General features: G+C 62.8%; 11 protein-coding genes. 2 read left to right on the top strand and 9 right to left on the bottom strand.

Going from position 1 to position 12,989, the window contains the following annotated elements:
* Positions 1 to 131 precede the first annotated feature (131 nt).
* Positions 132 to 740 (top strand): methyltransferase domain-containing protein, encoded by a 609-nt coding sequence (locus ATY75_RS00350; protein WP_088935993.1) that lies wholly within the window; start codon positions 132 to 134, stop codon positions 738 to 740.
* A 57-nt stretch (positions 741 to 797) separates the two neighbouring features.
* Here the strand turns inward: ATY75_RS00350 and ATY75_RS00355 are convergent, their stop codons facing one another.
* Positions 798 to 1,892 carry a hypothetical protein gene (locus tag ATY75_RS00355; RefSeq protein ID WP_088935994.1) on the bottom strand — a complete coding sequence of 365 codons (1,095 nt, stop codon included), beginning with the start codon at positions 1,890 to 1,892 and terminating at the stop codon, positions 798 to 800.
* A gap of 426 nt (positions 1,893 to 2,318) precedes the next feature.
* Here ATY75_RS00355 and ATY75_RS00360 point away from each other — a divergent pair, with 426 nt between their 5' ends.
* Positions 2,319 to 2,522 carry a cold-shock protein gene (locus tag ATY75_RS00360; protein WP_003572688.1) on the top strand — a complete coding sequence of 68 codons (204 nt, stop codon included), beginning with the start codon at positions 2,319 to 2,321 and terminating at the stop codon, positions 2,520 to 2,522.
* A 151-nt stretch (positions 2,523 to 2,673) separates the two neighbouring features.
* Here the strand turns inward: ATY75_RS00360 and ATY75_RS00365 are convergent, their stop codons facing one another.
* From ATY75_RS00365 to ATY75_RS00400, 8 genes are read right to left on the bottom strand one after another with little or no spacing between them, the layout of a single operon-like run.
* Positions 2,674 to 4,299, bottom strand: coding sequence for a GMC family oxidoreductase (locus ATY75_RS00365; protein ID WP_088935995.1), 1,626 nt, complete (start codon positions 4,297 to 4,299; stop codon positions 2,674 to 2,676).
* The gene (locus ATY75_RS00370) at positions 4,296 to 5,825 is read right to left on the bottom strand and encodes an FGGY-family carbohydrate kinase (protein WP_088935996.1); all 1,530 of its coding nucleotides are present in this window, start codon (positions 5,823 to 5,825) and stop codon (positions 4,296 to 4,298) included. The genes ATY75_RS00365 and ATY75_RS00370 overlap by 4 nt, the downstream gene beginning before the upstream one ends.
* A gap of 32 nt (positions 5,826 to 5,857) precedes the next feature.
* Complete coding sequence (locus ATY75_RS00375) at positions 5,858 to 6,673, bottom strand: class I fructose-bisphosphate aldolase (protein ID WP_190241296.1); 816 nt, start codon at positions 6,671 to 6,673, stop codon at positions 5,858 to 5,860.
* On the bottom strand, positions 6,670 to 8,412 hold the full coding sequence (locus ATY75_RS00380) for a glycerol-3-phosphate dehydrogenase/oxidase (protein ID WP_088935998.1): 1,743 nt from the start codon (positions 8,410 to 8,412) through the stop codon (positions 6,670 to 6,672). The genes ATY75_RS00375 and ATY75_RS00380 overlap by 4 nt, the downstream gene beginning before the upstream one ends.
* 12 nt (positions 8,413 to 8,424) lie before the next feature.
* Positions 8,425 to 9,417 (bottom strand): aldo/keto reductase, encoded by a 993-nt coding sequence (locus ATY75_RS00385; protein ID WP_088935999.1) that lies wholly within the window; start codon positions 9,415 to 9,417, stop codon positions 8,425 to 8,427.
* Positions 9,414 to 10,418 carry a sugar-binding transcriptional regulator gene (locus ATY75_RS00390; protein ID WP_088936000.1) on the bottom strand — a complete coding sequence of 335 codons (1,005 nt, stop codon included), beginning with the start codon at positions 10,416 to 10,418 and terminating at the stop codon, positions 9,414 to 9,416. The genes ATY75_RS00385 and ATY75_RS00390 overlap by 4 nt, the downstream gene beginning before the upstream one ends.
* Position 10,419: 1 nt before the next feature.
* The gene (locus tag ATY75_RS00395; RefSeq protein WP_088936001.1) at positions 10,420 to 11,412 is read right to left on the bottom strand and encodes an ABC transporter permease; all 993 of its coding nucleotides are present in this window, start codon (positions 11,410 to 11,412) and stop codon (positions 10,420 to 10,422) included.
* Positions 11,413 to 11,440: 28 nt separating this feature from the next.
* On the bottom strand, positions 11,441 to 12,973 hold the full coding sequence (locus ATY75_RS00400; RefSeq protein ID WP_088936233.1) for a sugar ABC transporter ATP-binding protein: 1,533 nt from the start codon (positions 12,971 to 12,973) through the stop codon (positions 11,441 to 11,443).
* Between the last annotated feature and the right edge of the window lie 16 nt (positions 12,974 to 12,989).

Below are 12,989 nucleotides of genomic sequence, written 5' to 3' on the forward strand. Positions count from 1 at the left end.
GATATTTGCTCACGGCATTCCATTTTTCATTGCCTAGGCATTTTGCCTGATGTGCATGCGCGGCCTTACGCCGAGCATGGTGATATGGCGCCCTCGAACGGCGCTCGGGTTTCCATCAACCGGAGGTCAAAATGTACGTCTCTTCCACCGCCCTGGCCGACATCCAACGCACGATCGATTCTTATGACGGTTGTGCCGATGAATATAGCCGCATCGTTGATCCCTTTCCCGCGGCCAGCCTGGAGGCGGCCTTGCGTCAGGTCGCCATTGCCGCCGGCCAAGGCGGCCGGGTCCTTGAGATCGGATCGGGGCCCGGGTGGGATGCGGATTTCCTGGAGACGCAGGGCGTTTCGGTGAGGCGAACGGATGCCACGCGGCGGTTTCTCGAGCTGCAGGCGGCGCGCGGCAAGGCAGGCGAGTTCCTCAACGTCATCACAGACGACCTCGGCGGCCCTTACGATGCGGTAATCGCTCTCTGTGTTCTCATCCACGTGCCTCGCGACCAGACCGGCCATGTCCTCGAAAAGATCGCCGCCGCGCTGCGCCCCGGCGGCGTCTTCCTGGTGACGATGCGGGATGGAGACGGCGAGACGAGCGGCGCCTACCATATGACCTATTGGCGCCAGGACGACTTCGCGCTGTGCATCAAGGCGGCCGGCCTGGATCTTGAATGGGGCGCCTACCGCATGGGCCGCAACAACGAAGCCTGGAACACCTTTTATGCACGGCGACCGGGATGACCGGCCGCATTTTCGTGCGGCTAGACGCCGAGACTAGCGCCGGCCGCGCCGGACATTTTATTTCCAGCTCGTGTAATCAGCCGCCGTGCAGCCAAACGGCGCACGATCCTGGCCAAACCGCTTCTTCAACTGCTCGCATCCCCAGGCGTTTACCGGCGCCGGCATGAGATTGTTGATGTCCATGCCAGGCGACTGGAATTGTGTCGGGGAACTGGTGACGTACCAAAGCCAAAAGCCGACCACACCGACGACGATCAGAAGCAGGGTGCCGAAGAAAAGCTGCAGCCGCTTCCGAATCGATACCTTCCTCTTGGGTTCTTCGATCAATACCGGTGCATTCCGATCGCCGTCCTGCTGGTCCACCAGGGGTGCGAGAGCCGCGACGCGCTCGGCCTCGGTAAGCTCAAGCCGCTGCAGACGATCGTCCAGAAGCACCGGCAGGGCCGTATTGCCGTGCCTGACGGCCATTCCAATCGCCTTGCCATTGGCTTCACCGACGATCAGCGGCTCCTGCCCGCTCTTCATGCGCGTGTAAGCCGATCGCCCGGTTTTGTCGGCGGCAATCTTGTCATTGTAGGTGATGGAAAGGATGCCGCGCTTGCGGTCGAATGCGCTGATCTCGACCGGGATAGGGATCAGCCTGGCAGGCCGGCGCAATTGTCCCTTGACCCGCCAGATGCGGATGCCGAGAAAAATCATACCCAGACTCATGCCGCCAAGCAGAACCACAAACGCGGCGAGCGTGATGATCCTGTTCCAGAGCATGTCCAGACCCAGGCTCAACGTCGCGAGTTCCGGATGATCGGCGGAAATCACAAGATCGGTTTCATAGTCGCCGGTATGAAAATCGACGAACATGATCTCGACCTCGGTGTCGTAGTTTCGTCCGCCGTAGCTGTAGACAAGGCGTGCCTCGCAGTCGGTGAAGACTGCCTTGCGGGTCGTGCATTTCCCGTTTTGCACATCGCCGTTCTCGAGCACCAAAGGGTTCTGGCTGATCTGGAAATCACGGATCACACCCGGCGCTTCCCAGATGAACAGAAAGATAGCCAATGCCAGGATAACCGGCGTTGACCAGAAGTAAGCGTTCGGCGTGGAGATGACGTCGCGCGCCAATGAAAGCGGGCGGCTGGGGAGAACAAGCGAAGACAATGGCGCGGACCCCTCAAGTGACAGCGCAGCGCGCCGGTAAAGCTTCAGACAGCGACCGATGAGGACGATAGTTGGCGTCATCCACACCGGCTTGCACAATCCCGTTGTGTGATACCGATCTACAACCTGTTGCAAGCGATCGGCAATCTCCTTCTACACGCGCGGGCGGCAATCCTGCATTGATTCCGTGGATAATGCGGGCGGCGCGAGACATGAATATCAGCGGGGTCTCCGGAGGCTGGATCGACACGAACAAAACAGTCGGATCGTCAGGCGATCGGTTGTCGGGAGCTGGATTGACCCTCGACGAAACTGTTGCCTCTTTGTCTTTAAAGTTGCGTCACCGCCATGAAGGTTGATAGAGGAGCAGCGGCGGTATAGTTTCGCTTTCGCAAATCGACGAATGACACAAGGAATAGTTATCTCATGCCGACAGGTACGGTTAAATTCTTCAATGACGACAAGGGCTTCGGCTTCATCACCCCCGAGGATGGCGGACAGGATGTGTTCGTGCACGTGTCTGCGCTGCAGCGCGGCGGTTCGCTCCGCGAAGGCGACAAGGTCAGCTTCGACGTTGGACAGGATCGCAAGACCGGAAAATCGAAGGCTGAGAACGTCTCAACCCTCTGATCGAAAGTCGAAGATTGCCCAACCCGCTTTGAGCGGGTTGGGCTCGCCGTCACGCCATAGGACGCGACGATAATCGGGGTCGTGTGTGTCGTATCCGGATACGGAACGGCAAGGGTGCCCACGCATGCATGTCAGACATATGCTAGGCTCTCTACGCCTCTGACAAAATGCTCTCGGCCGCTTTCTCGGCAATCATGATCACCGGCGAATTGGTGTTGCCCGAGACGATCGTCGGCATGATCGATGCATCGACGACCCGCAGCTTCGCCAGCCCATGCACCCGCAATTGCTGATTGACAACCGCCATCGTGTCGCTGCCCATCTTGCAGGTGCCGACCGGATGGAAGATCGTTGTGGCGATATCGCCGGCGCGCCGGATCAGTTCCTCGTCACTTTGATATTCCGTTCCCGGCAGTATCTCCTGCGGCCGGTACTTGGCGATGGCGCCGGCCCCCATCAGCCGGCGGGCATGCCGAATCGACTTCGTCGCCACAATCCGGTCGCCGACGGTCGAAAGATAATTCGGGCGGATATCCGGCGCCACGGAGAAGTCCGGGCCACCGATATGCACAGTGCCGCGGCTTTCCGGCCGCAGATTGCAGACGGAGACGGTGACGGCGGGATATTTGTGCAGCGGTTCGCCCAGCCGATCAGTGCTCAAGGGCTGCACATGATATTCGAGATCGGCGGTCGCAACGGCCGGATCGCTCCTGGCAAAGATACCGAGCTGGCTCGGCGCCATGGACAGCGGCCCTGAGCGGCGCAGCATATATTCAAGCCCCATGCCCACCCGGGTGAACAGGTTGTGATAGAGCTGGTTCAGCGTCTTTGCGCCTTCGATGCGGAAAACCGTGCGGATCTGCAGATGATCCTGCAGGTTTTCGCCGACACCGGGAAGCGCATGGGTGACATCAAGCCCGGCGGCGGACAGCACATCCGGTCGGCCAACCCCTGACAGTTCCAGGATCTTTGGCGAATTGATCGCACCGGCAGACAGAATGACCTCGCGGCCGGCGCGCGCCAGATGAGCCTGGCCGTTCCGCCGAAACCGCACGCCGGCCAGCATCCTGCCGTCAAATTCCAGCCGCTCAGTTTCGGCGCCCGTCAGCACCCGCAGATTGGCCCGCTTCATCGCCGGGCGCAGAAAGGCCTTGGTCGTGTTCCAGCGCAGGCCGCCGCGCTGATTGACCTCGAAATAGCCTGAACCTTCATTGTCGCCGTCGTTGAAATCGTCGGTTTTCGGAATGCCGAGTTCCTCAGCCGCATCGCGAAAGGCATCGAGGATCGGCCAGGAAAGCCGTTGCTTTTCCACCCGCCATTCGCCGCCTGCCCCGTGCATCCGCGACTTGCCACGGTAATTGTCCTCGGATCTCAGGAAATAGGGCAGCACGTCGTCCCAGCCCCAGCCGGAATTGCCCGCCTGCCGCCAGCCGTCGTAGTCGGCCGCCTGGCCGCGCATGTAGATCATACCGTTGATCGACGAGCAGCCGCCCAGGACTTTTCCGCGCGGATAGGGTAACGACCGACCGTTCAGTCCGGTTTCCTCAACCGTCTTCATCATCCAGTCGGTGCGGGGATTGCCCATGCAGTAGAGATAGCCGATCGGCACATGCACCCAATGATACCGGTCGCTGCCGCCGGCCTCGAGCAGCAGGACGCGGTTTTTCGGATCGGTCGACAAGCGGTTGGCGAGAACGCATCCCGCCGATCCCGCGCCGACGATGATGTAGTCGTAGCTTCCGGCATCAATGGCCGCATCGTTCACACGCACGTTCACGCCGCCACTCCCGCTGCCGCCGGCGGAGCCGCCGTCAGACGCCGCCAGAGCGGCGCCATCGCCTCGGCGATATCCTGATAGAGAGCGTAGCGGCGCGCATAATGTCCCTCCAGCGAGACATCCGGACGATAATGCCGCTCGGTCGTCACCATGGCCGCAGCTCCAGTGCCGAAGTCGGCGAAGATGCCGACGCCGGTTCCCGCCGCAATCGCCGCCCCCAGCGCACCGGTTTCCTGCGAGCGGGCAACGGTGACGGGAACACCGAGCACATCGGCAAAGATCTGCGGCCAGAACAGGCTGCGAGAGCCGCCGCCGGAGAGCACGGCTTCGTTGAAATCGGCGCCGGCCCTGCGGATCGTCTCGATGTGCTGGCGATGGCCGAAGGCGACGCCTTCGAGAAGCGCGCGCACGAGATGCCCCTTGCTGTGCCAACCCGCAAGTCCGTAGAAGCCGGCGCGCGCGTGGCCATCCTGCTGGGCGCCATAGAGATAGGGGTGATAGAGCGGGTCGTCTGCCGCGGGCGTGATCGCCGCGGCCAGCGCGCAGCAGTCATCGAAGGGTGAAACGCCTGGCCTATGTTCGCCTTCGAAAAACTCCCGCACCAGCCATTCGAGATTGGCAGCCGAGGTGGCGCTGTTTTCCATCGCCATGTAACGGGTGCGATCGAAGGTCGAGGACATGAAGACCGGGTCGGCGAGATCGGGACCGTCGATGACGACCTGGTTGATGCTCCAGCTGCCGGCAATGATCGAGGCGCTGCCGGTGCGCGAAACGCCCGAGCCGAGCGCCGAGGCAACGACGTCGAACAGCCCGCCGACCACCGGCGTACCGGCAGCGAGCCCGGTTTGCGTCGCCACGTCTTCCGTGACCACGCCGGCGATGTCGGCGCTTTCGATGAGCGGCGGCAGGAGGTCCATGCAATCGCCTAGTCCATAGGCCTCCATCAACGCCTTGTCGTAGCGGCGCGCGGCAAGATCGAGCAAACCCGCCCCCGACATGTCGGATACCTCGCTAACGCGGCGGCCGGTCAGGCGGTTGACGATAAAGTCCTTGGAGAAGAACACCGTGCCGATGCGCTTGAACAGATCGGGTCGATGACGCTTGAGCCAGGCAAGCAATGTCGGCGTCTGGGACGGCCACGGACGCTGGCGGGCAATCGGATAGGTTCGGTCGCCGACGCCGGCCTCCCGCCATTCATCGACCAGCCCGGCCGCCCGCGTGTCGAGCGACTGGATGGCGAGCAGCGGAGCGCCGTCGCGATCAAGCGCGTAGAGACCGTTGCCATGCCCGGCGCAGCCGATCGCGGCAATGTCCTCCGGGCGGATCCTTGCCTTTTCGATGCAGGCGCGGATGACCTGCCGTGCGTGCGTCCAGAGTTCGTCCAGCCCCCGCTCGACATGCCCCGGGCTCGGCATGCGGCTGTGCCCCTCTTCGGAAGCACCCGCGATCTCGTTGCCATGCCGGTCGAAAATCACCGCCTTGATGACGGTGTTTCCGGCGTCGAGCCCCAAAAGATGGTCTCCCATGCAGAACCCCTCCGAAGGTTCGAAATCGCAACTCAGCCCTGCCGATAGAGCGCAAAGGCCTGTTCGCCGCTCGCATCCTCGTGCACGATCGCCATCAGCCCTCGCACCACGGCACTCGGATTGGCGTGCTGATAGATGTTGCGCCCATAGACCATGCCCACCGCGCCCTGCCGCATCAAGGCTGCCGATTTGTCGAAGACGGCGCGAAGATCTTCCTTTCCGCCGCCGCGGACGAGAACCGGACACCGCGCCGCTTCCACCACTCTGTGGAAATCCTCGGCATGGGTGGTCGGATCGGCTTTGACGATATCCGCACCCATCTCACGGGCGAGCCGCGTCAACGTGACGATCTTGTCGGCATCGCCATCGACCATGTAGCCGCCCTTTTCGACCGGCTGCATCACCAGCGGCTCGATCATCAGCGGCATGCCATACTTGTCGCAGTCGGCCCGGACGCGGGAAATATTCTCGACGCACTGGCGGAACAGGTCCGGCTCGTCCGGCAGCATGAACAGGTTGACGACGACGCAGGCGGCATCCATCTCGATCGCGCCGATCAACGGCTCGGCCTTGTTCTGCAGCACCGCCCACATGTCGCGGTGGCGGATCCGGTTATAGGGATTGCCCATGTCGATGCGCATGACCAGCGCCGGCTTGTCCTTGCCAGGCAAGTCCTGCAGCAGGTCCGCCTGACCATAATTCATCTGGATCGCATCCGGGCCGGCGGAGACCAGGGCGCCGACGACGGCCTGAATATCCTCCAGCCCGTCGAGGAAGGACGGTTCGTTGCAGACGCCGTGATCGATCGCCACGTCGAGGCAGCGGCCGCCGCCGAACAGCCGGTTCATCCGGACTTTGCTGTTGTCTCGCATTCTGTGCTCCTTGGTTCGTTCCGTGCGCAAAGCATGTCTTCGTCGACGCCGTGGCGTTCGTTGAGAAGGGTGAGAAAACGCTCGCGCTCGCCGGCGCGACGCGCGAGCGTCCAGCGCTTTTCCTGCGTGAGCAGGTCGAGTGCGGCATCCGTCATGTCGAGCGAAAGCTCGCCCGAGACGGCAAGCGTCGTGCGCCGCAAAAGTAGATCGTCAAGATGTTCCACCGCCTCCTCGCGGATCAACAATTGCAATTCGCGCGTGGAGTAGCCGGCATGCGGTAGGGCTGCATCGTGGCCTGCCGCGATGAAAGCGGCCATCGCCTCGGCATCCGTACCATACCGGGCAAACAGCTCAGCCACGCGCCCGCCGGAAAGACCTTTGCCGGCCGCCGTCTGCGCCTGCCAGACGGGTATGTTGGCGGGAAATGCACGCCCGCCGCCAATCGGCCGATCGGTTGTCGCAAGCCGGCGCTTTCTGCCGAGCCTTACCAGCGCCAGGTCGGCCGCCAATTCGCCGAAGGAGCGGAATGTCGTCCACTTGCCGCCGATCATGCACAGCACGGGCGGACCGCCCTCGGACGGCTCCAGCACGGTGCAGAAATGATCGCGCGGGATGCGGCCGGTAAAACTGTCGGTGCTCGCCGGCAGCGGCCGCACGCCGGAAAACTGAAAAACGATCTGCTCCGGCCGGATGCTGATATCAGGCAGGACGAAGGCGAGCGATTGCAGGATATAGTCCCGCTCGTCCGCCTCGCAGCGCACCGTTTCCGGATCATCGACGCGGATATCGGTGGAACCGACCAGAACCTTGCCGAGATAGGGAAACAGGATGCATATCCGCCCGTCCTCGTTCTCGTAATATATCATGTGGTCGGCAAGCGCGTCGCGCAGCGCCGCATTGTCGATGATCAGATGCGAGCCCTTGGTGCCGCCGATCAGCGGTGACGGCCGGTCTTCTTCAGAAAACAGCGTTTGATTGGCGGCGTCGATCCAGCCGCCAGTGGCGTTGATGATCAGCGCCGGTTCGACCGCAACGGACGTGCCGCCTATCTGGTCCTCGACGCGATACTGACCATTTTCTGTTCGCCGCAGTTCAGCATAATTCAGCGCCATCGCCCCGGCCAAAAGACCATCCTGCAGAAGCTCGATGCCCAGCCGCTCCGGATGGCTGACCCAGGCGTCGAAATAGGTGGCGGAACTCTTGATCTCGGGATTGAGCGCCGGCCACTTGGCAAGCGTCGTGCGCCGGCCGCGAAACTGGTGGCGCGGCATCAGCGCGCGCTTGCGCGTCAGGAAGTCATAGATACTAAGACCCACTTTGATGGCGACGGCGCCGCGGCGACTCGGGCGGCGGCTGAGGCCGAGGAAGCGCACGATGCCATTGCCGAGACCGGAAAAGAGATCGAATACCGGCACCGTCGTCGGCAGCGGCGCGACATAATGCGGCGCGTTGCGCAGCAGCCGGTCGCGCTCGACCAGCGACTCCTGCACCAGCTTGAATTCGCCGTTTTCAAGATAGCGCAGCCCGCCATGCACCATGCGCGACAGCGCCGAACTGGCGCCGGAGCAATAGTCGTGCTTTTCCACGAGCAGCACATTCAGCCCCTGCAGCGCCAGTTCCCGAAAGACGCTGATGCCGTTGATGCCGCCGCCGATGATACACACGTCCACCTTCGGGCTCCGATGAAGCCCGTCCAATATTTCTTCACGTTTCATGATGGCGATCCGCTACTTCATGTCAGTCAGTGTCGCCGCGATGGCTGTATCGATAGCGGCACGATCGTCTGCATCGAGCCGGATGCTCCCGGCCCGCGCATTGTCGATCGCCTGTGCCGGATTACGCGCGCCGCAAAGGGCAAAGGTCACGCCGGGCTGGGCCAGCGTCCAGCCAATCACGGTCTGGGCGATGCTGGCGCCATGTTTTTCGGCGACCGGCCGGATGGCGTCGGCCAGCGCCATTGCCTTCCGGCGATTGCCGACCGAAAAGCGCGGATTGTCCTTGCGTTGGTCGTCGCCGGAGAACACCCGGTCAGGACCGATGGTGCCGGACAGCAACCCCAGCGCCAGCGACGAGTAGCTGAGCGTCGCTATGCCGTTCGCCTGGGTCAGCGGCAGAAGCTCCGCCTCGATCTCGCGGTCGATCATGCTGAACCGCTCCTGGATCGCATCGAGACCACCAGCCGCGATGTAGGCATCAAGGTCGTCGCGGCTGACATTGCTTGCCCCGATCGCCCGGATCTTGCCAGCCACGCGCAGATCTTCCAGCGCCCGCATGGTTTCCTCGACCGATGTCGTCGGGTCCTGCCAATGGGTGATGTAGAGGTCGATGTAGTCGGTTTGCAGCCGCCTCAGGCTTTCCTCGACCTCATGCAGGATCGCGTCGCGGCCGAGGTAGCGATGGACCGGCCTGCCGTCCTGATCGAAGAAGTGCCGGCCCTGCTGCGTATGCCAGACAAGGCCGCATTTGGTGGCGATGACAGCCTTGTCGCGGCGACCAGCCAACGCCTTGCCGACGATTTCCTCGGAACGTCCAAGCCCATAGGCCGGTGCCGTGTCAATCAGCGTCACGCCGGCATCGAGCGATGCCTGGATTGCGGCGATCGATTCCGTTTCATCGGTCCCGCCCCACATCCAGCCGCCGATCGCCCAGGTGCCCAGTCCGACCGCCGAGGCGGAGACGCCGGATTTGCCGATCTCGCGTGTCAATTGCTGTGCGCTCATGCCCATTTCCCTTCGCCATTCGCCAGTGCCAGCACCCGCGCACCCGTCGCCTCATCGGTCACCAGCGTATCCAGGTGATTGCCGCGGAGAACGCTGAGGATCGGGCCCGCCTTGTTCGGCCCGCTCGCCACACCGATCTTCGTGGGGATCGAGGCGAATTCCGGCAGCGTCAGCGACACCAGCGAACGGTTGAGGCTGTAATCGCAGACGCGGCCATGATCATCGAGCAGATGCGCCAGCAATTCGCAGGAGGCGCCGGACCGCTCGATCGCGGCGCGGTCGGTGCTCGAGGAGGGATGCAGGTCGTAATAGCTGGAATCGTCCGACAGGATCGAACCGATGCCGACCACGGCCACCTTCGCCTCCCGCGCCCGTTTGAAAACGTCTGCGACGGAACGCATGTTGATCAGCATCGCCCGCTGCTCGGCATCGTCGGCAAAGAGCGGTGCGTGGATCTGGTAGGAACGCCCGCCAAGCCGGTCGGCCATCAGGGTCGAGACGTGGTTGACGTCGGTATAGTGCTTGCCCTGCACGCAGCCGGTTGCCGGAATGACCTCGACATCAAAACGGCGCAGCGGCTGCAGGCCGGCAACGACGGCACTCACGCCTTTGCCGCCGGTGATGCAGATCGTATCGCCGTCGACGATCTCTTCCAGCAGCAAGCGCGCGGTCGCCTCGCCGACCGCTTGCAGCGCCGTCTGCGGATTGTCGGAGACCGTCGGCACCACCACGGCGCGGCCGATGCCGCCAAGCGCCCGCAGCTGTTCCTCCATATCGACCAAAGGCTCGACCGGCGACTTGATCTTGATCTCGACCAGGCCGAGCTGGCGGCCGCGTTTGATCAGCCGGTTGACGGTGGCATGCGAAATGCCGAGCTGATCGGCAATCTGCGCCTGCGTCAGTCCTTCGAGGAAATGCAGGACCAGCGCCTGGTGCATCTGCCGGGCGATGACGATTTCTTCGCGCGGCGCGTTTGCGGGTTTGAGTTTGGCTATCGGCATATTAGGCAGCCTTCCGCTTGTGCAGGAAATGATCGATCGAGACGGCGGCAAGCAGAATGCAGCCTTTGATCATGTCTTGCCAATAGACGGACACGTTGAGCAAGATCAACGAGCTCGTGACGACCGAGAGCAGGGCAATGCCGAGAATGGCCCCCAGGATCGTGCCGGAGCCGCCGTTCAACGACGCGCCGCCGATCACCGCGGCTGCGATGATGTTGAGCTCCATGCCGACGCCGAAAGTCGGGGTCGCGGCACCGAAGCGGGACATGTAGATCACCCCGGCAACGCCCGACAGCGTGGCGCAGAGCACCGTCACCCAGAACTTCACCTGGTTGGTCTTGATGCCGGAATAGAGCGCCGCCTTCTCGTTGCTGCCGGTGTAGAACACCTTGCGGAAGGCGGTTGCCCGGCGCAACAGGAAATCGAACAGCACGACGACGGCAACGAAGATCAGGATCACATAGGGGATGCCGGAGAACGTGCCCTGCCCGACCGCCTTGAACGAGGGCGGCAAGGTGAACAGCGACAGCGGCGTACCCTTGGTGATGATCAGGCAGATGCCGCGCACGATCACCATCGCCGCAAGCGAGGTGATGAAGTGATTGAGCCCGACGACCGTGACGAAGAAGCCCATGACGCAGCCGATCAGGCCGCTGGCAAGGATCCCGATCAGCGATGCGCTCCACGGATCGAGCCCCAGCAGGAACAGCGAGCCCGAGAGCACCATCGAGAAGCAGACGACCGAGCCGACCGACAGGTCGATGCCGCCGACGATCAGGAGGATGGTCATGCCGACGACGACGATCCCTTCGACCGAGAACGACATCAGCATCGCCCGGAAATTGCCGAGCGTCAGAAAATGCGGCGAGGCAAAACTCATGACGATGCAGAGCCCCAGGATGATTGCGATCAGTCCCGCCTCTCGCATCGTCCCCAACCGTTTCCAGCCGGGCGTGCGTGCCTGATGTGCCCCTGCCAATGTGGCGTCCGCCATGGCCCTGTCTCCTACCCCTGCGTTTTCTTTAAGCGGCATGCTCGGATGCCCTTGCCTGACCGCCGATCCCCGACGCGAGCCGCATGATCGCTTCCTCAGTCATCGTCTCGCCGTCGACCTCGCCTGCCACCCTGCCCTCATGGATCACCAGCACCCGGTCGCACAGGCCGAGAAGCTCCGGCAGTTCCGACGAGATGACGACAATGCCGATGCCGGAGCGCGCGAGATCGCGCAGCAGCCGGTGGATTTCCGATTTGGCGCCGACATCGATACCGCGGGTCGGCTCGTCCATCAGGATGACCTTGGGGTTGACCGCCAACTGCTTGGCGATCGCCACCTTCTGCTGGTTTCCACCCGATAGCGACGAGACCGGCATCTCGATGCCGCCCATCCGCACGCCGAGCCGCCGGACCAGGTCGCAGGCGCGATCCGCCTCGGCCCTCGAATTCAGCAGCCCCAGCGGTCCGGTCAGCGATTTCAAATCGAGAACCGCAATGTTCCGGGCGATGGAAAGATCGAGGAATATGCCGGAGCCTTTGCGGTCTTCCGACAGGTAGACGACGCCTGCCTGCGCGGCCTGCGCATAGGAGCGCGTCCGCAGCCGATGTCCATGCAACTGCACCTCGCCGGCGATCACCGGCCGCAATCCGCAAATACCTTCGGCGATCTCGGTACGGCCGGAGCCGATTAGCCCGCCGACGCCGAGTATTTCGCCCCTGCGCAGGTCGAAGCTCACATCCGTGAAGCGGCTGCCGTCGCCGAGATCGCGGACACTCAGAATGATCTCGCCGGTCCGCTCCGCCGACGCCTGCTTTTCCGGATAGAGCTGGGTGATCTCCCGTCCGACCATGCGGCGTACCACATCATCCGGCGTCAACTCCGCCACCTTCTCCGTCGAGACATAGCGGCCATCGCGAAACACGGTGACCCTGTCGCACAGGCTGAAGATTTCGGCCATGCGGTGGCTGATATAGATAATCGAAATACCCTGCGCCTTGAGGTCGCGGATGATGCCGAACAGCACCTGCGTCTCCGATTCCGTCAGCGCAGCCGTCGGCTCGTCGAAGATCAGGACCCGGCAATCGAGCGTCAGCGCCTTGGCGATCTCGACGAGCTGCTGGCTTGATATCGACAGGTCGCCGACTTTACGGCGGACGTCGATCGGCGCCAGACGGTTCATCACGACCTGCGCCTCCCGCTCCAGCTTGCGGTAATTCATCAAAGGCGAGCGGCGGCGGTTCGTGGCGGCCATGAACATGTTCTCGGCCACCGTCGCATCGGGGCAGAGCGCGATTTCCTGATGCACGAGGCCGAGCCCGAGCGACTGCGCCACGGCCGGCGACGTTACTTTTACCGGCGCGCCGTCGACGAAAACCTCCCCCTCGGTCGGCTGCAGCACGCCGGCAATGATGTTCATCAGCGTCGATTTGCCCGCGCCGTTTTCGCCGCAAAGCGCATGAACCTCGCCTTTCTCAAGGCTGAAACTCACCTGCGTCAGGGCCTTCACCGCACCGAAGTGCTTGCTGACATTGCGGATTTCCAGAACCGGCACCGACGCCATCATTGTCTCCTCCTCA

It is taken from the genome of Rhizobium sp. N122 (assembly GCF_002211295.1).
GTDB lineage: Bacteria > Pseudomonadota > Alphaproteobacteria > Rhizobiales > Rhizobiaceae > Rhizobium.